Annotated in this window: 15 protein-coding genes and 1 pseudogene; 2 read left to right on the forward strand and 14 right to left on the reverse strand. The window is 32.9% G+C overall.

Translation table 11 applies throughout. From position 1 onward, the window contains the following. Window positions 1-7 precede the first annotated feature (7 nt). The 12 genes from Q0945_RS05680 to Q0945_RS05735 form a co-directional block, all read right to left on the reverse strand. Window positions 8-1,537 (reverse strand): SusD/RagB family nutrient-binding outer membrane lipoprotein, encoded by a 1,530-nt coding sequence (locus Q0945_RS05680; RefSeq protein WP_299431790.1) that lies wholly within the window; start codon window positions 1,535-1,537, stop codon window positions 8-10. Window positions 1,538-1,551: 14 nt separating this feature from the next. Next, complete coding sequence (locus tag Q0945_RS05685) at window positions 1,552-4,641, reverse strand: SusC/RagA family TonB-linked outer membrane protein (protein WP_299431793.1); 3,090 nt, start codon at window positions 4,639-4,641, stop codon at window positions 1,552-1,554. A 224-nt stretch (window positions 4,642-4,865) separates the two neighbouring features. Continuing rightward, entirely contained in the window at window positions 4,866-7,160 is a 2,295-nt protein-coding gene (locus Q0945_RS05690; protein ID WP_299431796.1) for a GH92 family glycosyl hydrolase, read from the reverse strand. 8 nt (window positions 7,161-7,168) lie between these two features. Continuing rightward, window positions 7,169-9,511: a GH92 family glycosyl hydrolase gene (locus Q0945_RS05695; RefSeq protein ID WP_299431840.1), complete on the reverse strand. Its 2,343-nt coding sequence runs from the start codon at window positions 9,509-9,511 to the stop codon at window positions 7,169-7,171. A gap of 11 nt (window positions 9,512-9,522) precedes the next feature. Next, window positions 9,523-10,494, reverse strand: a complete 972-nt coding sequence (locus Q0945_RS05700; RefSeq protein WP_299431843.1) for a type I phosphomannose isomerase catalytic subunit — start codon at window positions 10,492-10,494, stop codon at window positions 9,523-9,525. A 296-nt stretch (window positions 10,495-10,790) separates the two neighbouring features. After that, window positions 10,791-11,768: a N(4)-(beta-N-acetylglucosaminyl)-L-asparaginase gene (locus Q0945_RS05705; RefSeq protein ID WP_299431846.1), complete on the reverse strand. Its 978-nt coding sequence runs from the start codon at window positions 11,766-11,768 to the stop codon at window positions 10,791-10,793. A gap of 2 nt (window positions 11,769-11,770) precedes the next feature. Beyond that, entirely contained in the window at window positions 11,771-14,047 is a 2,277-nt protein-coding gene (locus Q0945_RS05710; RefSeq protein WP_299431849.1) for a GH92 family glycosyl hydrolase, read from the reverse strand. Between the two features lie 3 nt (window positions 14,048-14,050). Continuing rightward, window positions 14,051-15,145: a family 10 glycosylhydrolase gene (locus Q0945_RS05715; protein ID WP_299431852.1), complete on the reverse strand. Its 1,095-nt coding sequence runs from the start codon at window positions 15,143-15,145 to the stop codon at window positions 14,051-14,053. Between the two features lie 6 nt (window positions 15,146-15,151). Next, window positions 15,152-16,231: a carbohydrate-binding family 9-like protein gene (locus tag Q0945_RS05720; protein WP_299431855.1), complete on the reverse strand. Its 1,080-nt coding sequence runs from the start codon at window positions 16,229-16,231 to the stop codon at window positions 15,152-15,154. Window positions 16,232-16,234: 3 nt separating this feature from the next. Next, window positions 16,235-17,203 carry a glycoside hydrolase family 130 protein gene (locus Q0945_RS05725; protein ID WP_299431858.1) on the reverse strand — a complete coding sequence of 323 codons (969 nt, stop codon included), beginning with the start codon at window positions 17,201-17,203 and terminating at the stop codon, window positions 16,235-16,237. A gap of 9 nt (window positions 17,204-17,212) precedes the next feature. After that, window positions 17,213-19,090: a sodium:solute symporter family protein gene (locus Q0945_RS05730; protein ID WP_299431861.1), complete on the reverse strand. Its 1,878-nt coding sequence runs from the start codon at window positions 19,088-19,090 to the stop codon at window positions 17,213-17,215. Then, window positions 19,090-21,345 (reverse strand): GH92 family glycosyl hydrolase, encoded by a 2,256-nt coding sequence (locus tag Q0945_RS05735; protein ID WP_299431864.1) that lies wholly within the window; start codon window positions 21,343-21,345, stop codon window positions 19,090-19,092. Before Q0945_RS05735 ends, Q0945_RS05730 begins: the two co-directional genes overlap by 1 nt. 133 nt (window positions 21,346-21,478) lie before the next feature. Between Q0945_RS05735 and Q0945_RS05740 the strand changes: the two genes are divergently transcribed. Both Q0945_RS05740 and Q0945_RS05745 read left to right on the forward strand, forming a co-directional pair. After that, on the forward strand, window positions 21,479-22,552 hold the full coding sequence (locus Q0945_RS05740; protein WP_299431867.1) for a histidine kinase: 1,074 nt from the start codon (window positions 21,479-21,481) through the stop codon (window positions 22,550-22,552). Continuing rightward, complete coding sequence (locus Q0945_RS05745) at window positions 22,549-23,274, forward strand: response regulator transcription factor (protein ID WP_299431870.1); 726 nt, start codon at window positions 22,549-22,551, stop codon at window positions 23,272-23,274. The genes Q0945_RS05740 and Q0945_RS05745 overlap by 4 nt, the downstream gene beginning before the upstream one ends. Before the next feature lie 157 nt (window positions 23,275-23,431). On the opposite strand, the pseudogene Q0945_RS05750 reads toward Q0945_RS05745, so the two are convergent. Then, window positions 23,432-23,544: pseudogene (locus tag Q0945_RS05750) on the reverse strand (BfmA/BtgA family mobilization protein); the annotation flags it as partial. Between the two features lie 87 nt (window positions 23,545-23,631). After that, window positions 23,632-23,988 carry a hypothetical protein gene (locus Q0945_RS05755; RefSeq protein WP_299431873.1) on the reverse strand — a complete coding sequence of 119 codons (357 nt, stop codon included), beginning with the start codon at window positions 23,986-23,988 and terminating at the stop codon, window positions 23,632-23,634. Between the last annotated feature and the right edge of the window lie 179 nt (window positions 23,989-24,167).

Below are 24,167 nucleotides of genomic sequence, written 5' to 3' on the forward strand. Positions count from 1 at the left end.
TTTTTTTTTAGAAATTACTATTCATCAAACCGCCTGATTTAGTCTTACTATCGGCAGTATCCCACCATAACCTATTATCCATACGGTTTGTATCAATTGTATTTTGATCTGCAGGTAACATATCCTGCTCTGTGTTAAAAGCATTATCAGGATATCTAATTCTTTTAACATATGTATCAGGAGATACAGATGATGAACTACTTACACCGTCAATAGGTAAAGTAAGATCTGGGTAATCTGTACGTCTAAAGTCTACCCAAGCTTCTCTTCCATTAGGAAAATTTGAAATATATTTTTGCGTAATTAGTTGTTTTAATTGTTCTTCATTAGACCCTGATAAAGGAGAAAGCTCACTTATATAGTTATTAGCTGCTACAGGATCTACTCCAACAAATTCCATGGAAGCTCTAACACCTTCTTGCATAAGCGCTGTTGGATCTCCTCCTGTCCATCCACGCAATGCGGCTTCGGCTTGTAAAAATAAAACTTCGGGATAAAGCATTACTGGTTGATAATGATCTATTTCCCCATCATCTCCAGTAAAACCAATATATGTAGTATTCGTATTCATTGTTGCAAAATCATTAGCATCTGCGGGTAAGATATTATATCCATTTTCTACCCCTTCAAGACGTTCACTGCCAAACATTGGCGAGCTTTCTTTGTAATCAAACCAAATTCTTGCCCTAGGATCTTCCATTGATGTTTGAGAGTACATCATATCAATAAATGTTTTAGAACATCTGATATTGTCCCATAAAATAGCCATATTACGCAAATAATCATAAAAACCATTTACCCAAGCTGGTATATGGGCTACATCACCATTACTTTGCATAACACCTGCATTAATAGCTGCTACAGCTTCGCTTTGAGCTTTAGCGGGATCTACATTGGATATTCTCATAGCTAACCTTAGTCGCATAGAATTACCAAAACGTTTCCACTTATCTAAATCCCAACCATAAATTAAATCTTGATCACTAGACATTATAAACTGGTCCGCTGCGCTAGAATCTAATGCATTTACAGCGTTGTTTAATCTTTCAAATAAATCATAGTAAATATCCCGTTCTGAATCATATGGTACTTTTGATGCAAAATCAATTTCAAAATATGGTAAATCGCCATAATAGGCTAACATACGAGCCCATTCGGAAACTTCCCAAATTTCTAAAACTTGTATTAAATTATTGTAAAATGGATCATTACCATATATGCGTTGAAGTGATTTGATGTTGGCTAAACCGTCAACAAAAAAATGATTCCATCCTGTAAAAGCCCATCCATCCACATACTCGTAACGACCAGATTCAAAACCACCAACAGTATTTGACCAGTATTGTGCATAAAAATCGGCATATAAATTCACATTACGTTGATAATCAAAAACAGGAGTAGTTACAATTCTATTAAATAATTGCCCTGGCTCTGGAACAGTAACCGCAGTACGATTTGTATTAATTTCTTCAAAATTTTCTGTACAACTAGACGCCATAAAAAAGACGACTGTTAATAACATTAATATTTTTTTCATAATTCTCTTTTTTTTTAAAATTTAACATTTAGTGAAACACCATAGGTTCTCTCAACGGGTACTGCTGAAAAATCAAAAGCTTGACCCCCTACGGAAGAATTAAAAACACCAGCATCAGGTACTGTACCTGGAGTATTTCTAAAAAGATAAAATAAATTTCTCCCAATTACAGAAATTTTAACATCACTCAAAAAACCTTTAGCTAAAGAATTCAAAGTGGATTTAGGTAAAGAGTAACCAAGGGAAACCTCTCCCAATTTCATAAAAGAAGCATCATAAAGAAACTCTTCGGATATCCCAGAAACTGTCTGCCAGTAGGATTGAGCAGATACAATTGTAGTGTTTGTACTACCATCTGCTAAAACACCATTAGGCGTAAAAAATGGATCTCTCCCAAAAGAAAGTGTTTTTGGAGTATTACCTGAACCTGTTGCTGAAGCTTCTGTTAACGAGTATATATCTCCTCCTTGTTGCATTATAAACAAAGTATTTAATGAAAAACTCTTATAAGTAGCATTAAGACCAACAGATCCTGTGAAATCTGCTTGAATATTTCCAATTTTCTCTTTTTCACTAGTTGTTGCAGGTAAACCATCTGCTCCTACTATAATATTTCCAGCATTATCTCTTTGGTATTTAAATCCGTAAATATCGCCATATTTTTCCCCTTCATAACCGCGAACTTCTTCTATAATGGTGTTACTCGTAAAATATGGAAAAAAATCAGTGCCATTTGGCAACTCCTCGATTACCCCTTTATTAGTCCCAAAATTTAAAGTCAATCCTAAATTAAAATCTTCGGTTTTAATAGGTACTATGTTTGCATACACCTCTATACCTTTATTAGAAATCTCACCTACATTAGTAAGTAAAGTTGAAAAAAGACCTGTTGAATTTACAGGCACAGGTGCTATTTGATTTCTTGTACGTTCGTCATACAAAGCAATATCAAAATTTAAACGATTATTCAACAACCTAAACTCTACACCAAATTCAGTTGTAGTTGAAATTTCTGGCTGCAAATTAGGATCGACTCCTTCATTTGGAGTGGTAGATTGTGACAAATTGAAATTACTTGAAAAAACGTTAAATGTTGGGTTTGTAGTTTGTGGTGTAGATGCCTTACCTACTTCTGCCCAAGTTCCTCTTACCTTTAAATAATTCATCCAATCTGGCATCTCAACCATTTCTGAAATTAATGCACTTAATCCAACAGATGAATACAGAAAAGAGTTATTTATTGTAGGCAATGTAGAGGACCAATCATTCCTAACCGTAGCATTAAGAAATAAATAATTCTTGTAAGATGCATCAGCAAAACCATATAGGGAATGAATTTCTTCATCTATGAATTCTTCATTAGCTTGAACGTTAGTACCTGCATTTAAGAAAAGTGTACTTTCAGAATCCAATTTACCTGACAAAGCATTTAGAGTTTCTACTCCTCTTCGCATTTGATTACCACCTACACTTACACCAAAGTTAAAATCTTCGTTCAGGTCTTTAGTGTAACTTAACAAAAACTCTGAGTTTTCTTCTTTAAAAAAAGACTCTGAAGTATTAATACTTGGTGAATTATTAAAAAATATTTGATCTTCAAAACGCGTTCCAAATACTTGCTCATATCTATAAATATCTAAACCATACTTAACTTTTAACCTAAGCGCATCTGAAAACTTAACATTGGCTGCCAAATATCCAAATGATCTATTACGCTGATCATTATTAAAAGTTTGCGCTTGTAAGAAATATGGATTCCTGTTATTTGCATTTGCATTTTCGGTCAGAACAGCACTAGGTCCATATAAAATTTCTTTGTTCTTACTGTCTTCAAAAATGAAGCCTGGTGATAAGTCTTGAGTTCGAATATTCGCAGGTGTTGTATTAAAAAACGATACAAAACTATATCTACCAATGGTAGGTCTTTGAAATCCTTGTGTATTAATGTAAGACACTTTAGCATCAACATTTAACCAAGGATTAATATCATAATTAGCTTTAAAATCAAAATTTAAACGCTCTAAAGCTTGCCCTTCATAAATACCTTGTGTATCATCCTTACTAACTAATACTTTAAAGTTTCCATCTTCACTTCCTTTGGTAAAAGTTATAGCATGTCTTGTACTTACACCTGTTCTTGTAAAGTCTTCTAATAAATTGGATTCAGATTGATAAGGTATTGACTCACCAGTCCAAGCCACTCTTTCTACGCCATCAAATCGAGGTCCCCATGCTACTCTAGAACTAGAATCATAAACGCCATCTATACCTTGACCATACTCTTTTTGCGTATCTAGAAAATATCCAGCTTTAGAAAATGTTGTAGAGCCTGTATAGGATATTCCCAAACCTTGGGAACGTTTACCACTTTTGGTTGTTATAAGTACAACCCCATTACCCCCACGTGCACCATATAATGCAGCAGCAGGACCACCTTTTAAAACAGACATACTTTCTATATCATCTGGATTAATGTCCAAAAAACCTCCACCATTAGAGTTACCACCAAATAAATCTTCTGCATCTGTTGTAAAATCTTGCGTAGAAAACGGCACGCCATCTATTACCCAGAGCAATTGATCATTTCCGCTTAGGGAACTCGCACCACGAATATCAATTCTAGGCTTACCAGTAATACCACCAGAATTGGTGATGTTAACCCCAGCTACTTTACCTTGTAAAGCTGATGTTGCATTAGGATTTGCAGTAGCTGTAATGGTTTCAGAATCTACTTCTTGTACAGCATAAGCTAATGCTTTCTTTTCCTTTTTAATACCTAAAGCCGTTACTACAACTTCATCAAGAGCTTCAAGACTTTCAATCAAAGTAATACTAATTGTTTTCTGATTTCCAACAGTAATCTCTTGAGATACAAACCCTAAATAAGAAAATAATAGTACAGAAGAAGAATTTGCATTAATAGAATAATTACCATCAAAATCTGTTGACACACCATTCGAAGTTCCTTTTTCTGTAATGTTTACCCCAGGCAATGGAAGACCACTTGGATCAACTACTGTTCCACTTACAGTCGTCTGAGCTTGCATACTGTAACAAAACAGTATACTTAACATAAACAGAAGTTTAAGTACATTTTTTGTCATAATTTATTGAGTTTTATTTTTAGTTAATTAATTGTTAAATATAAAACAACAAAAAAAACGCTAGTAATGAAGTAGTTTTTCGACAAACAACAGTTTTGAAAAGGAGTTTGCGATTATAACATTCTATATTGTAACTGATTAGTAATTTTTCAAAATAAAACCTTAATTAAACCAATCACTAAATCCTGTATATTATATGATAAAAACGATTCTTTAAAAAAAGGCTAATCTTGCTTATTGCTAATAGTTAAGGAACCCATTTTTATCAAATCCGAGTGATTAATAAAAAACCCTTTTATATTCGTATTGCCTAATTTAACGCCCTTAATCTTACCTTTTTTATTTCCCCCTCCTTTAATAACTAATTGGCTATTTTTATAATATTTATTATTCAACCTTATTGTAATCTTATCAAAAACAGGAGTAGTAATAGCATATTTAGGTTCTGCAGGAGTTACTGGATAAATTCCCATCATAGAAAAAACAGCCCAAGCACTCATAGTACCTGTATCATCATTTCCTGGAAGTCCGTTTGGTGTGTTTTTGAAGTATTTTTTTAATAGTTCATGCACTTTTTGTCCCGTTTTATATTCTTGCCCTTTTATATGATTAAACAAAAATGGATAATTTATATCTGGCTCATTAGCCATATCAAACTGGTTTTTCTTAAAAACATCTTCCAATCTATTTACAAAAGGTGTATCGCCTCCCATTAATTCTATAAGCCCTTTAGTATCATGAGAAACCATAAAGGTGTATTGCCATGCATTACCTTCTATAAAACCTAAGTTTTTCTGAAAATTAGCACCCGCTTCAGGATTATATGGTGCTACCCAACTCCCATCATGATTTTTAGGACGCAATAAATTCAATTCTTTATCAAAGAGTTTTCTATATGAAATAGAGCGTTTAGAAAACACCTCATAATCTTCCTTTTTATCTAATACTTTGGCTAATTGCGCAATAGCAAAATCTGAAACATTATACTCTTGGGTGGTTGATACTGAGCCGCTATAAACAGTTGTTGTAGTTAAATACCCTTTATTAATATAATCTTTAATACCTGGGCGCAACGGGTTATTATCTAATTGTGTTGCACTCTTTTTCATGGCCTCATAAGCTTTTTCAACATCAAAATCTTGAATACCTTTTAAATAAGTATCTGCTATAATAATACCCGCTGGATCGCCTACCATGGTTGTGGTTTCAGTTGCATTTAGTTCCCATTTTGGTAACCAACCTGATTCATCATAAATCTGCAACATACTTTTTACCATATTCGATTGTTGTTCTGGATATACCAAACTCATCAATTGGTGCAAATTCCTGTAAGTATCCCATAACGAAAATACAGTGTAACGCGTACCATCGGTTTTTAAAGTTTCCCTAGTTTTCATTTTTGGATACTCGCCGTTAAAATCGTTTAAAGTATTAGGGTGAATTAATGTATGATATAAAGCAGTGTAAAAAATAGTTTTATCATCGGCTGTACCGCCTTCAACTTCTATTCTCGATAAATACGTGTTCCATTCTTTTTTAGCATCAGCAAGAATATCGTCAAAACTTTTATCTGCTGTTTCTTTTTCTAAATTTTCACGTGCATTTTCTATGCTCACGTAGGAGACGCCTATTTTCATTTCAACCGTTAATGGTTTATCAAACTTATAACGCATAAACGCACCAATACTATCGCCAACCACTTCTTTTGTATAGTTTTCTTTAATTCGTGTTTCGGCATTATACGTCATCCAGTCTGCTTCCACACCTGTGTAGTTTCTTGGTTTTTTCCAAATACCAAATTCATCAGCAGGTTTTGAAAAGCGCGCTACAAAATAAACAGGATAAGCTTCTTCTGGTTTGTAATAACAAAATGACCCTACGCTACGCATTCCTTCAATTTCAGTAGACGATACCACTTTTACCATAGCACCTTCTTCATTCGTTAATCCTAAACCTAGATTTAAAAGAATATTAGCATCTCCAGCAGGAAAATGATATTTACTTACACCTACTCGTGTTGTAGCCGTAGCTTCAACTTTCACATTGTATTTATCAATTTTATTGCTGTAATAACCTACAGTTGCGTTTTCTTCTGAATAAGTTGAACCATATTTTAAATGATTTGTTTCTAAACTCCCTATTGTTGGCATTGCTAAAATTACGCCAAGCTCTGGGCAACCCACACCACTTAAATTAACATGACTAAAGCCCGTTAAAAAAGGGTTTTCATTGATATACGGTGTTGATAACCAACGGCTATCTTTTTCTAAAGGTAAGTTTTGATGACCTGCTACATTAAACGGCGATACATTAGCCATACCACGAACCGCAATAGGACCAGGATTGGTGGTTCCAAAATTGGAAGTTCCTATAAACGGATTTACATATTGCGTGAAATCTTTTAATTTCTCAATTTCTTTTTTCGCTGTAGCATCTTTTAAAGTCTCATTTTTACATCCTAAAAAAGAAATAAAAAGAACAACTAATAATCGAGATAATACTATTGAAAAAGATTTCATATTTGGAATTATTTTAAATTTGAACTCAACGAATACGGCACAGTATCAGCATCACTAGCCCATTTTTTATTTGGTGTACTATCCATTTCAAAATATAATTCACCTCCATTTTGAATAGCATCAAACGTAATAAATGATTTGTTATGAGCTTCGGAATTTAAAGTTGCCGATTGAATATAAAAATTCTCTTTTGAATTATTAGGTGCCGAAATTTGAAACGTTTTTCCATTTTCTAAATGTATGGTTGCTTTTTTAAATAAAGGACTGCCAATAACATATTGATTTACGGCTGGCGTAACAGGATAAAAACCTAATGCGCTAAATACGTACCAAGCTGATGTTTGTCCGTTATCCTCATCTCCACAATACCCATCTGGTGTTGGCGTGTATAATTTTGTTAATACCTCTCTGATTTTTTCTTGCGTTTTATAACTTGTATTTGCATAATTATACAGATAAATCATGTGTTGAATAGGTTGATTACCATGCGCATAGTTCCCCATATTCATAATTTGCATTTCTCTTATTTCGTGAATGGTAAAGCCGTAATACGAATTATCAAAATCTGGCGGCATGTTAAACACAGCATCCAATTGGTTTACAAAAGCTTCTTTCCCTCCCATTAAATCAATTAAACCATTGACATCATGAAAAACAGACCATGTGTAATGTAGACTGTTACCTTCGGTAAACGCATCGCCCCATTTTAATGGATTAAAAGGCGATTGAAACGAACCGTCTTCATTTTTACCACGCATCCAACCTGTTTCAGAATCAAATAAATTCTTATAATTTAAAGAACGTTTATAAAATGTATTTGCCAAATCTTCGTCACCTAGTTTTTTTGCCATTTGCGCAATTGTAAAATCGGCATAAGCATATTCAAGGGTTCGGGCAGCGTTTTCTTTTATCCCAACATTGTAAGGCACATAACCTAATTTGTTATAATAATTAACCCCTTCTCGTCCTACTGATTTAATCACTTTTCCACCTCTAGAAAGCGGTCTATTTTCTGCTGTAGTCGCATTTTTAATCATGGCTTCTAAAAGCAAATCAACATTATCTATAGTAACACCTTTTAAAAATGCATCTGAAATAATTGGAGATGAATTAGAACCTATCATACAATCGCGATGTCCAGGACTAGCCCATTCTGGCAACCAACCAGATTCTTTGTAGGTATTTGCCAATCCTTCCATAATTTGGCTATTTAGCTCTGGGTAGACCATATTGAAAAAAGGAAAAACAGCTCTAAAGGTATCCCAAAATCCGTTATCGGTAAACATATAACCTGGTAAAACTTCGCCGTTATACGGACTGTAATGCACTATGTTATTGTCTTTATCTAATTCGTGTAATTTTCTTGGGAATAATAAAACACGATATAAACAAGAATAAAAGGTTCTGATGTTATCTATATTATCATCTTCAATTGTAATTTTATTTAACTCGGTTTCCCATGATGCCTTTGCTTTTGCTAACGTATTATCAAAAGTATCGGCTCCTATTTCTCGGTTTAAATTGAGTTCTGCTTGCTCTAAACTTATAAATGATGATGCTACTTTTACATGAACTACTTCGCCTCGTTTTGTTTTAAAACCTACAATGGCTCCAACATGTTCTCCCTCGCTTTCTTTAGAGTTTTTTAATAGTTTCCAATTATCGCCCCAAGTGTGCGTTACTTCAAAATCTTTATCAAATTCTGCCACAAAATAGTTGTGAAAATTTTCTGGAACGCCTCCTTTATTATTTCTACAGTAGCCTATAATTTTTCGTTCTTCGGGTATAATTTTAACCATAGATCCTTTAAAAAAAGCATCTAATAGAATGTAAGATTGATTATCTGGAAAGGTGAATTTAAAGTGAGCTGCTCGCTCTGTTGGTGTAACCTCAGCAGTAACATCATAATCTGCTAAATACACACTATAATGGTGTGGTTTTACAGTTTCTGCTTTATGAGAAAACCAAGATTGACGTTCGTCTTCTTGATATTTTAAATCGCCCGTTACCGCCATTAATGAAAATGCGGCATAATCGTTTATCCACGGACTAGGTTGGTGGGTTTGTTTAATCCCTCGAATCTTGTTTTCATCGTACTTGTATGTCCAACCATCTCCCATTTTGGAAGTCATTGGTGTCCAAAAATTCATTCCCCAAGGTGTTGCAATTGCTGGGTATGTATTTCCGTTTGATAAATCGAAAGAAGAGTCTGTTCCCATTAAAGGGTTTACAAAATCTACTAAACTTTCGCTTTCCGAAATTATATTCGAAGTACTTTCTTTTTCCGCTTCTTGATTACAAGAAAACATACTTAAAAATAATACACAAAATAAATATTTAACTGTCTTCATGCATCTTTTCATTAATAATACGATTCTAAAATTTTAGCCCCTTTTGATTCTAATTCTAGTTCATTTAAACTTGCAGGAATTAAAATTGTTTCCCCTTTTTTAATATCGTAGCGTTCACCATAACAACTTAAATTAGCTGCACCTTCAACACACGTATAAATAACGAAAGAATCTACATTTGAATAGTCTTTTTTCATCGCACCATCTAATGCAATAATATTGGTTTTAAAATATGGCGAATGCACTAGTGTATTTGATTTATTTGTCTCTACTTTGTAATCTGTTTTATAAGCATCGTGCACTTCATAGTCTATAACATCAATTGCTAAATCGTTATGCAACTCGCGCTTTTCACCCGTTTTAGCATCTACTCTATCGTAATCATAAATTCTATAGGTAATATCTGATGTTTGCTGAATTTCAGCTAATAAAACACCAGCACCAATAGCATGGACTCTACCCGTTGGAATATAAAATGTATCGCCTTTTTCTACAATTTCATGATGCATTACATTTAAAATCGTATTATTTTCTAAATGGGTTTTATAGTCTTTTTGATTTATTTTTTCATCAAAACCAACAATTAATTCTGCATCTTTATCGGCTCCCATAACATACCACATTTCATTTTTACCAAACGAATTATGACGCTCTTTTGCTATCTCATTACTTGGGTGCACTTGTATGGATAATGGTGTTTTAGCATCAATAAATTTAATGAGTAACGGGAATTTATCGCCAAAGGTTTCGTAGACACTATTACCTACAAAATCGCCTTTAAACTCATTTATTAATGCTTTTAAACTTTTACCTTTAAGAAGCCCTTCTGCAACCAAGGTTTCATCATTTTCAACTCCTGAAATCTCCCAAGATTCTCCTATGCTTTCTTCTGTATAATCTTTATTTAAAACTGTTTTTAATTTTTCGCCTCCCCAAATTCTATATTTATAAAGGGGCGTAAATTTTAAAGGGTATAAATTCATTTATATTTAGTTAAAGTTTTACAATATATTTTCCAAACAGCACCTTTTTTCAATTCATTATACTATAACATCGCTAAAAGCAGTATTATAAAACGTAGAAATAATGCTAAGTTTTTTCATATATAAAATTACATTTATAGCGATAATTTTAGCTGTAATATTTAATCAAAATCATGGAGATATATTGATTTTCTATTTTTTTAGATAACTAATCCATCTTTAAATGTAGTAAACTCTAAGGACTCCTTCTTTATATTTACCTTATTCTTTATTTTCGTTAAAAAGCAACAGAGCTCTTATATTTTGATTTTATATTTAGCATCTATTAATTGATTCTCTATAGACTTCGTTTGTACAGCATAATTAAACCCTGGCCTTAAGCAATAAGAACCATATTCGCCATTTTTATTTAAAGCAATGAAGCCTACTTGCAACCACTCTAAATCTGGCTCGTTTTGATATATTTTATAAATACGTTCTACCACTTCTTTGCAGGCTGCTTCTGGCGATTTTCCATGGCGCATTAATTCTACTACCATAGCGCTTCCTGCTGTTTTTATCATGGCTTCTCCCATGCCTGTAGCTGCTGCTGCACCAACTTCGTTATCTAAAAATAAGCCTGCTCCAATTATTGGCGAATCTCCTACGCGTCCATACATTTTCCATGATGCCCCACTTGTGGTACACGCCCCAGAAAGGTTACCGTTTTCATCTAACGCCAACATGCTAATCGTGTCGTGGTTTTCTATATTAATTATAGGTTTGTAATTAGAATTAACTAACCACGCTTCATAAGCTTTTTTAGATTTTTCGGTTAACAAGTCTTCTTTTTCAAACCCTTGTTCTAATGCAAATTGTAATGCGCCTTCTCCAACTAACATTACATGAGGTGTTTCTTCCATAACCTTTCGCGCTACAGAAATAGGGTGTTTTATATGTTGCAAAAATGCTACCGAACCACAATTATTATTTTGGTCCATAATACAAGCATCTAAAGTTACTTTTCCTTCTCTATCGGGAAAGCCACCTAAACCTACAGTTTGTACATTTGGGTTTGCTTCTGCGGTTTTTACACCAACCTCAACGGCATCGAGAGCACTTCCTCCGTTTATTAAAAGTTCCCAAGCCGATTCGTTCGCTACTAACCCGTGATTCCATGTTGAAATGACTACTGGTTTTATAATTTGCTTTTTTTCTTTTTTTGAAGTTGAATTTTCGCAAGCATTAAAACTAAATATTACACTAAAAATTAATATGGCTTTTAAAAATCTCATATTCAATAGATGTTATTTTGTTGTGGCAAGCGTGTTTTATCAAACAAAGCATCATTGGGAGTATTTGTCATTTTAAATTCTAAAACACCACCATTAATAATTTCTTTATGTGTGATATATAGTCTATCTAATACTTTTCCATTTAGGGTCATGCTTTCAACATAAATATTTTCTGAAGCATGATTGGTTGCAATAACCTTAAAGGTTTTATCATTTTGCAGTTGGATTGTTGCTTCTTCAAACAATGGTGCTCCCAAATTATAAACTCCTTGTGCAGGATTTACAGGGTAAAACCCTAATGCATTAAAAATATACCAAGACGACATTTGTCCGCAATCTTCATTTCCACAATGCCCATTTGGTTCATTTTTATATTGGTTTTCTAAAATATTTCGAACTAATTTCTGAGTTTTAGATGGTGTTTTTAAGTAATTATATAGATACGCTACATGATGACTTGGTTCGTTACCGTGCGCATATTGCCCAATCATCCCTGTGCTAAAAACAGGTAGTTTGTCCGTTGGCTCGGGATAATACGAAAACATAGAATCTAGCTTTTGCTCAAAACGTTCTGCACCTCCTGTTTTTTCAATTAGTGTACCAACATCATGCGGCACGTACCAGTAATATTGCCATGCGTTGCTTTCGCAAAAATATGGACTATATTCTTTTGGAATAAAAGGGGTTATAAAATTCCCTTTTTCATCTTTAGGCTGAAACCACGAGTTATTTTTGTTGTGAAGGTTTTTCCAATTTTGAGAGCGTTCTATAAAAATTCTGTAATCGTCAAGCTTTCCTAAACCTTTTGCAAACATAGCGATACACCAATCATCATAAGCATATTCCATGGTTTTTGAAACCGACCAATTTTCATGATGTTTATCAACAGGAATATATCCTTTGGCTCTATAAATATCTATTTGTCTATCATTAACCATAGCGCTTTCTTTACACGCTTTATAGGCTACTTCTGTATTAAATTTAAAGCCTTTAAAATAAGCATCTACAATAACTGGCACCGCATGATAACCAATCATCATATTAGTTTCACTCCCTTGCATAGACCAAACGGGAAGCTCACCTGTTTCATCATAATGTGCCAAGAGTGATTTTATCATATCTGGCACTAATTTTGGCTGTAAAATGGTGTAAAGCGGATGCGCCGCCCTGTAGGTATCCCACAACGAAAAAGTATCGTATCGATGAAACCCTCGTGCTCTAGCAATAGGTTTTACGCCTGTTTTGTAATTTCCATTTTCATCATTAGCCGCTTTGTAAGTGCCACCATAATCGCTAAATAATGTTGGTGCTAACATGGATTGATACATCATTGTATAAAACACACTTTTCTTATTGTCGTCTTTTGATTTTATTTTTACTTTTTTAAGTTGATTTTCCCAAATAAGCGTTGTTTTTTCCTGTTGATAATCAAAATCGAAACCTGTAGTTTCCATTTTTATGGCATAGGAAGCAGCCTCACAACTTGTTGAAGATAATCCTGTTTTGATAATAATCTGCTCATCTTCCATCGTTTGATATTTGAGCACCATTTTAGTGTTCCCTTTCATGGGGTAAATCTTCAGTGTGTCACCTTTAAAGTAGCTATGCGTATCAAAAGGTTTTGAAAACTGCATTTGAAAATACACTTTTTGGTTTCTTGCCCAACCTGTAGACATACGATAACCTTGAATAGTGGTATCGTTTACTTTTTCTAGATAAGTCTCTGTAGGCTTATCCCAATTTAAAGCATAGCCTAAATCTATATGTATTTCGCTACTGCCATCTTTTGGAAAGGTATAGCGATGAATACCTACGCGTTTTGTAGCGGTTAATTCTGCTTTAATACCATAGTCTAATAAATCTACAGAATAGTAGCCGGGAAATGCTTTTTCTTGGTCATGACTAAAAGACGAAAAGGGTTTAAAATTATTAGCTTCAATCCTTTTTTTTGACCTACTGTTTACTGGCATTACCAAAATATCATATAAATCTCCAGCTCCAGTTCCCGATAAATGCGTGTGTGAAAAGCCCGTAATTATATAATCTTGATAATAATACCCTGCAATTCTATCCCAGCCAGGAATACCAATATCTGGACTTAATTGCACCATTCCAAAAGGTACTGTTGCACCAGGGTAGGTATTACCAGGACCATCTGTTCCTATAAAAGGATTAACATAATCCACCAACATGTTATTAGTGTCCGCCTTTGTAGTTTTAGATTTACTACATGCTCCAAATACCAATACAAAAGTTATATAAATGAAGCTTTTTTTCATAGATTATTTTTCTGTTTTTGATACTTTAATCACTTCGAAATGTGAATCTTGAATATCGAAAAATGCGACACCACTCGCTCCACTTTCCTTAGCTGCTTTAATAGCATTAACTACGGTTTCATCATCCATTTCAGGAAGGTATAAACCCGTGTGTAATTGTGTATTTCTACCTTGTAAATCTTTTATCCCCTGTTCTGAAGCAAATTTTACCCAATCTAAACCTTCATTATAAAAATTATTGTAAATCATAGGTAATACTTCATCAATATTCCATTTATCCCAACGTTGACGCACCATATGGTCTGCCATTTCTGGATATGGAAATACAGCGGCTGTTAATTTTTTACCGTGTTTATGTGCTATGTCATAAGCGCCATCTACTACTGTTTTAATTTCGTTTAATCTAAACTGTTTCCATTCAATATCTATAGCTGGCACTTCTACTTCTTTTATGTTTCGTCCATATAATTTTTCAAATTTTTCTACGGCAGCATCAGAATAATCAAAATCAAAATCTGGTAATTCTTCATTTTGAACCAAATTATACTTCGGTAATAAACCTACTGGCAAATACACATCAGGATATCTTATATAATCTAGATGCACACTTGTAACCCCATCAACTTTAGCTAAACCTTCAACTAAATTCCATATATGTTGACGCGCATCTGGATGACTTGGCGATAACCATTGATAATAATCTACATAAGGGCGGTTGTCAAAACACGATTTACCACTACGGCTTACCATATACCAATCTGGGTGTTTTAGGGCAGTTGTGTCGCCTGGTCTGTTCATGGTAAACATCCACGCATGCACTTCCAAACCTTCTTCTATAGCGAGAGGTGTTATTTTAGATAAATAATTGGCATCTGCTCTGGTATCAATTAATACAGCATCTATGCCGTTATCTGCATATTTTTTAAATTGTTTTTTATGAATACTATCGGCTACTCCAGCACCTGCACCGTACCATGCCCAATATTTAAAAGCTAGTTCTACAGGCTCATCTGTTTTAGCAACTGTTTCTTTTTTTTGCTGAGTGCATGAAACCACTAAAAACAAAGTGATGATTATAATATATAAATTATGTTTCATTTTGAATTATTTTATAATGATTTGACCGTTTTTGTTTATAATAATTTTATTTCCCGTAAATGGACTTTTAACCCAAATATTATATCCCGTTTCATGAGATTGATATGTAGGTATTACTTCTTGTTTTAAAACTAATTTTGCAGCACCAACATCTTTAGGTGTTATTGTTTTATCCATTAAACCTTTATGCAAATCAAATAAAAACCACTTGATATGTTCATCTTTAGGAATTACAAAGTTTTTAGCTTCTTGTGAAGCTCCTCTTGCAAAATACACATAGCCCCAAGTTTCTGGTTGATGCATTGCAATAACGCCTTGCGGAGACCATACCCAATTGTATTCTGACTCAAATACTCCAGAATTATTTTTTTTGCGAGAGTACCTATTGTTTTCTAATTGAAAATCCCAATGAACCCTAGAAAAATTTACTCTCCAAAACTTATCTTTCAATTCTACAATTTGATGATACGACGTATTAAACACCTTTAAAGGAATAGCAATTTCTACGCTCCAACTTTTATCTATATCGTTAGGATTATTTAATGTCCCTTCAATATGCACAGCAGATCTTATACCGTTAGCATCCCAATCATTTAATACCAATGCACCGTCTCTATATGGTTTTGTAATGAATAAATCCCAAAGTGTATTTAAAGTATTAAATTCAAATTCATAGTAATTATGTGCATCGCCATCTGGGTCTATGAAAATTTCAAAATCATTGTTATAATAAACAATCGTATCTTTTTGTTTTAAAGTCCCCCACACATGAGGTTCTTCCATAGTTGCTAAAAAATAAATATACTCATTATCCCAGAGCATTTTTACACGGGTATTATATTTTGGTTTTTTTACTCCTTCTATATCTATAAACAAATCAGAAAACTCGGCATTTTTCCAAGAGTTCTCTAATCCTAAACCATCTATTTTAATAGGTTCTTTTATATGATTTGCAATATATGTTTTAGGGATAATACGGTTTGTTGCATCTTGAGCGCAACTAGCTAGCGGAAGACATAGAAATAAAAGGCATATAAAACATAAGTCTTTCTTAAAAATAGAACATAATAACACTATTTTATACATATTTTAAACAATACTATTACTTTTAGTAAATTCTAATATTTCACTTATATAACCAAAGGCTAATGCTACAACTGTATCAGCGGCACCATAAAAAATAGTAACTTTATCGGCTTCAACATCCTGTAAAGAGGCACATGGAAAAATTACATTAGGAACATCTCCAATTTGCTCATAAGGTTCCGACGGCGTTAGTAGATAAGGTTGCGTTCTGAACTTCACAATGTGTGGATTATTTTCATCCAGTATTGCAGAACCCATGGCATATCTAAACCCATTACAGGTATTAATAACGCCATGATAAAACATAAGCCAACCTTCATTGGTTAAAAAAGGTACGGATCCTGCACCTACTTTTGTACATTGCCAAGCACTATCCTTAAATGCTGTTGGAGACATCATGTGCCTGTGTTCCCCCCAATATTTCATATCTGGACTATAGCTCATATAAATATCGCCAAAAGGAGTATGACCGTTATCGCTAGGGCGACTCATCATAGCATATTTTCCATTTATTTTTTTAGGAAATAACACACCATTTCTATTAAAGGGTAAAAAAGCGCTTTCACATTGAAAAAATTCTACAAAGTCATAGGTATAACCAATTCCAATAGTTGGACCATTATGTCCTTCGCACCATGTAATCCAATAGCGATCTTCTATAAAAATAACCCTAGGGTCGTATTTATAATCACCTAAAACTTGTGCTTCGTCTGCTGCTTTAAAATCTATTGGATTTTCGTTGATATTCCAATTAATTCCATCATTACTAAAACCTGCAAAAATATTCATTTGCACCGCTTTATTATCACACCTAAATACGCCTGCGAAACCTTCTTTAAAAGGAACTACAGCACTATTAAATATGCTATTAGATGTTGGAATAGCATCTCTTTTAATTATTGGATTTTCAGAATAGCGCCAAACAACATCTTGACTTCCTTCTGGTTTATCTTGCCATGGAATTGAACTCATTTAATCTATTTAATTTTTATATTTTCTTACTTTATCTAACCACGTGAATTTTAAAATAACGGTAGTTATAATAAACACTACAAGAGCTAACCACATTTTTGGATAATCTCTTATCATGAGGTATATGGGTAATAATATCATACTAGATTGCCAAACAATTCCAACAATACAGTTTAGCATATCACTTACAAAGTCCTTGTTTTTTTCAAAATTCTCATCTTCATCTTTAAGAACTCTATAAACAGGATTCCACCAACCCCAAGGGCGCACATTAGAATAAAAACTTTTTAGAGTCTCCATACTTGTTGGAGGCGTAAGACAAGTTCCTAAAAAAGAACCCAATATAGACACTATAAATATTACGGGAAACACATAAATAGCTGGCATATGTGCAGCATCGCACATCCAGGTTCCTACTTCAAAATTGTCTTTATTTTGATCTAGTAAAAATTGAATAGTTGCAATAAATAAACCTGATGTCATACCCCAGAAATAACCCCAACCATTAAAACGCCACCAAATCCATTTTAAGAAATTTGCTGCTACGTAACCGCCAAAAAGTGCACTTGTTATCCATAATGTTAATGAATTGATAGACTCTGCAAAAAAACCCATAAACACACCTAAAGCTACAATAGCAAAAGATGCTAAATGACTTGCTTTTATATAGTGCTTTGGTGTAGCCAAAGGTTTAAAATACTTTTTATAAATATCATTAACTATGTATGCAGGCCCCGAATTTACATAAGCCGAAAAGGTTGACATAAAAGCCGCTAAAAGTCCTGCTAACAACAACCCTTTTATACCTACTGGTACATGATTGTTGATTACTTTGGGTAAAATAACCTCTAAATCCCCAAGACTTAGTGAACTGGAACTTGCCATTTCGGGAGCCAAATACACTAATCCTAAAACAACGATACCCCCAATAAGTAAATATCTTGGTATAAAAAGTACAAGGTTTGTGAATCCACTCATATATGCAGCTTCTTTTACAGACCTTGTAGACAAAATACGTTGCATATCATAACTTGGTGTAGGACCTGCAATACTTGCAAAAAACCCTTTAAAAAGAGACATACCAATAAACGCACCAAACATTTTATAACCATGTGTGTCTATAAGTTCATTAAACGCTTCGAACTTTCCAGTCCACGAACCTTCTAGTTCAGCTCCAAAAAACAAATTACTCCATTGTTCAGACAATACGCTGGTAATTTCTACATCTGTTACATTAATAAACGCATAACCTGCCACCAAGACTCCTGCGAGTACCATAATAAAATATTGCAACACTTCTGTAGCAACTACAGAAAACATACCACCTTTAATAGTATAAATAGTAGTTAAAAATATGATGATTAAAGCATAATTTTGATCTGAGCTTAATAACACAGCATCTCCCATCATAAGTGTTAAATCCCATGGTAAAATAATGGTCATAAACTTACCAACACCTTCAAAAAAATAGGCTATAAAACCAACAGATGCTATTATAGCAAAAATAGCTACAATTAAGTGAGAGGCTCTTCCAGATTTACCATCTCCGAAACGTGTTAAAATCCATTCAGAACCAGTCATTATATTGGAGCGCCTTATCCATGCAGCTAAAAATATCATTACGAATATCTGGTTAAAAATTGGCCACACCCACATAAACATAAAACTCTTTACGCCATACAAGAAAAGAATACCAACCATCCAAGCTGTACCAGAAACATCAAACATACCCGAACCATTACTTAAGCCTAAGTAATACCATTTAATGCTTTTTCCGCCAAGGAAATAAGAACTTAACCCTTTTGATGCCTTTTTGGAAATCCAAATTCCAACACCTAGGGTTAGTACTACATATAATATGATAATTGTAACATCAATACTATTCATTATTCTTTTATAAGTTTAGTTATTCCCCAACTCTTATTAGGCACTGCTCCCATTATAAAATGTAATGTTCCACCATCTAATATTTTTTTATGTGATATAGATGTTTCATTAAAAATAGCTCCATTAAGTGTTGCAGATTGTATGTAGATATTTTTGCTAGATACCCCTTCAGCTATTATGCTAAATGTTTTATCTTTTGGTAGGTTTATAGTTGTCTTCTCAAAAATAGGACTCCCAATTTCATACTCAGCTAAAGCCGGATTTAAAGGATACAAACCTATAGAACTTAACACGTACCATGCACTCATTTGCCCACAGTCTTCATTACCACTTAACCCATTTGGAGTGGTATTATATTGCGTATCTAAAATATGCTTTACCCAGTATTGAGTTCGCCATGGTTTCCCCGCTTTATTAAACAAATATGCAATATGATGACTAGGTTCGTTACCATGTGCGTATTGACCTATTAAACCAGATATATCTACTGATACATTATCCCCTGTAATTTCTGAATTCTCCCTAAATAACTGTTCTAATCTACTAGTAAAGATTTCGTAATTTCCGTGAAGTTTAATGAAATTTTCAACATTATGCGGCACAAACCAACTGTGCTGCCATGCATTACCTTCTGTATAATCTGTATGTTCTCTATGATTAGAGTGTTTAGGATCAAAGGGTTTATTCCATGATACTCCATCATCAGACTTTCCACGCATAAAACCTGTTTCTTTATCAAACAAATGTTGATATGCTTTAGAGCGTTCTAAAAAGAAGTTATAGTCTTCATTTTTACCTAATGCCTTTGCCATTTGTGCAACACACCAATCATTATAAGCATATTCAAGTGTTATAGTAACCGACTCATCTTGTAAATTATAAGGAATATAGCCATGTTTTTTATAATGTACTAGCCCTCTTTCATCCTGCATCATAGTTGTTTTCATAGCTTCGTACGCTTTTTCAGCATCAAAACCACGAATACCTTTTACATAAGCTTCCACAATTACTGGTATGGAATGATAGCCCGTCATGGTATTTGTTTCATTCCCATATAACGTCCACACGGGAAGTATTTTTTTTGTTTCATAATACGCCAACATAGACTTTACAATATCGGTAACTTTGTTGGGCGCTATTAATGTAAGTAAAGGATGTTCAGCTCTAAAGGTATCCCATAGCGATAGTGTTGAATAAGCGGTATAATTATCCGCTTTTATAATGCTATCGTTTTCTTTTCTAAACTGTCCATTTTTATCACTAAAAGTTACTGGAGCCAGTTGGCTATGGTATAATGCTGTATAAAATATCGTTTTTAAAGAGTCTACTGGTGTTTCTACTACAATATTAGCTAAAGCACTATTCCATATACCTTCTGTTTCTTTTTTAACTACATCAAAATTAAAACCATTTGTTTCTAAATTGTCTTTAGCATTTGCAACACTTACTGAAGACACTGCTACTTTTACCAATAATTTTTCATCATTGTTAGTTTCAAAAAATAGCTGTGATGCAGTTTTTATTCCCTCTGAAATGTTACTATTACTTAGAATGCCATCTGCATAAAGCTTTGAATTTGATATAGGTTTTGAAAACTTGGCAACGAAAAATACTTTCTGATTTTTTGCCCATCCTTCACTAAACCTGTACCCACTAATGGTTTGCTCATCTTCAATAGTTATAGCAGATTTTGTTGCTTTATCCCAATTTATGGCAAAGCCTAAATTAATAACTACAGATTGCTTCTCATCTTTTTTAAAAGTATATTTATGATAGGCAGTTCTTTTTGATGTTGTTATTTCTACATTTATTTTAGGATCTTCTAAAAAAACTTGGTAATATCCAGGCGTAGCTATTTCATTTTCATGATTGTATTTAGACTTATAGCATAAACTGTCTCTAGATTTTGGGGTTATTGATAAATCAACTTCTCTATTTATTGGCATAAAAAGAATATCAGCCAAATCTCCAATACCCGTTCCACTTAAACTTAAATGGCTAAACCCAATGGCTATAGAATCTGAATAATGATAACCAGAACACCAATCCCAATCACTTATACCATTCACTGGACTAACTTGTAACATTCCAAAGGGAATAGTAGCACCTGGATAGGTATGACCATGCCCTCCGGTACCAATAAAAGGGTTTACTTTAGTTATTAAAGTAGTTTTAGTACCTTTAACTAGCGCCTTTTTATCTTTACAACTAAATAAAAATACTACTAAAAAAAAAAGTTTAATTAAAGGCTTCATAGTGAATAATTCTTGATAATATAAAAATTCATAATTTTATCGAAATCACAAATAATTTTAGACGGATAACATCTTAACAAAGCTAAACACCTAATTTAATCTAAGTTTGATTCGTTAGAAAAAACAAACATCTATGCCAAATATAAAGCTTGATTCTGGGCGTAATTATAAAGTATCAATAACCTATCATATCATTTTTTGGTTGATTTACTTTTCATTTAATACTTTAAGATGGGGAAGCTATTTTAATGATTATGTATACTCCTTAAAAACCAATTTAATTGGATTTCCTATTCATATGATATTGTCTTACATGACAATTTATCTACTAATTCCTAAGTTACTTTTCAAAAAAAAATATTTAGTATTTATAGTTACTTTATTGGCTAGTATATTTTTAATGGTACTTTTAAAATTTAATTTAACCTACTTCTTGGTAAGTACCAATGTTTGGCCAGAAGGACCTTCTGTAACTACTAATTTCACATTAAATTATGCAATAGACATGATGATTGGGGAACTTTATGTTATTACCTTTGTAACTGCCATTAAAATTACTCTCGACTTTTTACAAGAACATAAACGCGTAACTGACTTAGAAAAGGCAAATCTTGAAACAGAATTATTATTTTTAAAAACTCAAATTTCTCCTCATTTTTTTTTTAATACCCTCAACAACATTCACTCCCTAGCTATAGAAAAATCTGACAAAACGTCAAAAATAATTTTAAAACTATCCGAGTTAATGCGTTATCTTTTGTATGAAACAAGAAAAAAACGACAAACATTAGAAAACGAAATTCTTTGCATTCAAAATTACTTAGACTTAGAAAAAGTAAGACATGATAATACATTAGAGGTTAAAATGTCTATTTCTGGAGATATAAAAGATAAGAAAATTGCCCCCATTTTATTACTTGCATTTATTGAAAATGCTTTTAAACATGGTGTGAATAAAAATATTGGTTATGTAAAAATCAATATATCATTAGTCATTAAAGAAAACTTTCTCTACTTTACAGTTTCAAACCCAATGCCTTCTGAAGTTACCCAAACAAATCACATTGGCCATTCTGGAGGTATAGGCCTTAAAAACGTAAGTAAACGACTTGCTCTAGGCTATGATGAAAACGACTACGAACTAACTCTCAAAGAAGAACAGTTGACAAATACTTTTTTTGTAGAACTTAAAATAAGAGTATCATGAGTATAAAATGTTTAATAATAGATGATGAACCATTAGCTATAAATGTTGTAAAAAATTATTTAAAACAAATAGAAGGTTATGAACTTGTAAATACATTTAACAATGCTATAGATGCCTTAAACTTTTTAAAAAAAAATACCGTTGATGTTATTTTTTTAGATATAAACATGCCAGTTTTAGATGGATTAGGGTTTATTAAAAGCCTTAAAAACCCACCTTTACTAGTTGTTACTACCGCATATCATGAATTTGCTGTTCAAACCTATGAATTAGATGTTATAGATTACCTAGTAAAACCTATTGAATTTCCAAGGTTTTTAAATGCGCTAAATAAAATTACTAGGAGATTAAAAATTGATAATAAATCTAATAATGACCTACAAAATTCTAAAAAAGTGCGCCGGCATCTTTTTATTAAGATTGATAAGAAAAAAATGAAGAAAATATTCTTAGATGAAATTCTTATTATTGAATGTTTAAAAGATTATTTAAAAATTAATACCTCAGCAGGAAAATACATAATTCATAGCACCTTAGCTAATTTCACTAATTTACTTCCAGAGCAGGATTTTATACGAATACATAGATCTTATACTGTGGCCATAGATAAAATTGACGTTGTTGAAGGAAGTAGCATTGAGATTGAAGGCATAAGATATACTATTGGAAGATCTTATGTTGAGAATGTAAAAAGTAAAATACTAAACTATAAAACTCACTAACAGTTTATCAAAAAATGATAATGCTTAAACGCTTCTATCGTAGTCTACCATATACCGACTTTATTATATTTCTTTACAGCTAACTAGTATCCATTTTTAACGTTAGGGACTACTTAATAAACTAGGTGCCTTTTTTGTTGGCTGTTTCATTTCAAATCAAGGATTGGGTCATAGCCACAGTTGGCTTAGTTTACTTTTTTCTACGTCTCGTATTATGGCGATTACTGCATTGATTCTTTTTAAAAGTTTAACTTCAATGGTTCTTCTTGTGCTTTATAAAAATAGGCCTAAATAGTTGAGGAGTATATATTCTACTTCAACTATATAGCAAATTTGTAATAAAAAATCCTTATAACATTAATCTGCATTAGAAATCTTAGAAATCTCTTTTAAATATAATTTGGACACTGAATTACTGTAAATTGGATTTCCAACCAATATAATCTCGTTTTTTTTGTTTAATAAAAATGTGTTATTGTTTTTTTGTTCAAGGTTAAAACCATTCTTCGTTATTACTTCGTTTTTTTTATCATTAAAATAGGGATACGTGAATTGTAAGTAATTTGCATTTGTACTTTCAAATGTCATTAAATCATCATTAGAATACAGCAAAAAAACATACCCAACTAAGGTTGTATCGGTAGATTTCATAAAATCTTTCCATTTATCAAATTCTTCTATACAAGTTCCACAGCTTGCATCGATAATCGTCATAATTTTAACCTTTTTTTCAAGAGGAGATAATGGGTTCCTTTCAAGAGTTCTCTTATTAGAAAGTTTAGGAAGATACACTTGCTTTCCTAACCAAGGTTTAATCTCTTTACTAATCCTACGTATTTCATTGTTCTTACAAGAGTAAATTAAGCTTATGAAACATACTCCCATGAATAGTA

The organism is uncultured Maribacter sp., assembly GCF_947500405.1.
Lineage (GTDB): Bacteria > Bacteroidota > Bacteroidia > Flavobacteriales > Flavobacteriaceae > Maribacter_B.

Coding starts and splice junctions, on each gene's coding strand:
- Q0945_RS05680 (WP_299431790.1), bottom strand. CDS start 1,537: ATGAAAAAAATATTAATGTTATTAACAGTCGTCTTTTTTATGGCGTCT.
- Q0945_RS05685 (WP_299431793.1), bottom strand. CDS start 4,641: ATGACAAAAAATGTACTTAAACTTCTGTTTATGTTAAGTATACTGTTT.
- Q0945_RS05690 (WP_299431796.1), bottom strand. CDS start 7,160: ATGAAATCTTTTTCAATAGTATTATCTCGATTATTAGTTGTTCTTTTT.
- Q0945_RS05695 (WP_299431840.1), bottom strand. CDS start 9,511: ATGAAGACAGTTAAATATTTATTTTGTGTATTATTTTTAAGTATGTTT.
- Q0945_RS05700 (WP_299431843.1), bottom strand. CDS start 10,494: ATGAATTTATACCCTTTAAAATTTACGCCCCTTTATAAATATAGAATT.
- Q0945_RS05705 (WP_299431846.1), bottom strand. CDS start 11,768: ATGAGATTTTTAAAAGCCATATTAATTTTTAGTGTAATATTTAGTTTT.
- Q0945_RS05710 (WP_299431849.1), bottom strand. CDS start 14,047: ATGAAAAAAAGCTTCATTTATATAACTTTTGTATTGGTATTTGGAGCA.
- Q0945_RS05715 (WP_299431852.1), bottom strand. CDS start 15,145: ATGAAACATAATTTATATATTATAATCATCACTTTGTTTTTAGTGGTT.
- Q0945_RS05720 (WP_299431855.1), bottom strand. CDS start 16,231: ATGTATAAAATAGTGTTATTATGTTCTATTTTTAAGAAAGACTTATGT.
- Q0945_RS05725 (WP_299431858.1), bottom strand. CDS start 17,203: ATGAGTTCAATTCCATGGCAAGATAAACCAGAAGGAAGTCAAGATGTT.
- Q0945_RS05730 (WP_299431861.1), bottom strand. CDS start 19,090: ATGAATAGTATTGATGTTACAATTATCATATTATATGTAGTACTAACC.
- Q0945_RS05735 (WP_299431864.1), bottom strand. CDS start 21,345: ATGAAGCCTTTAATTAAACTTTTTTTTTTAGTAGTATTTTTATTTAGT.
- Q0945_RS05740 (WP_299431867.1), top strand. CDS start 21,479: ATGCCAAATATAAAGCTTGATTCTGGGCGTAATTATAAAGTATCAATA.
- Q0945_RS05745 (WP_299431870.1), top strand. CDS start 22,549: ATGAGTATAAAATGTTTAATAATAGATGATGAACCATTAGCTATAAAT.
- Q0945_RS05755 (WP_299431873.1), bottom strand. CDS start 23,988: ATGACGATTATCGATGCAAGCTGTGGAACTTGTATAGAAGAATTTGAT.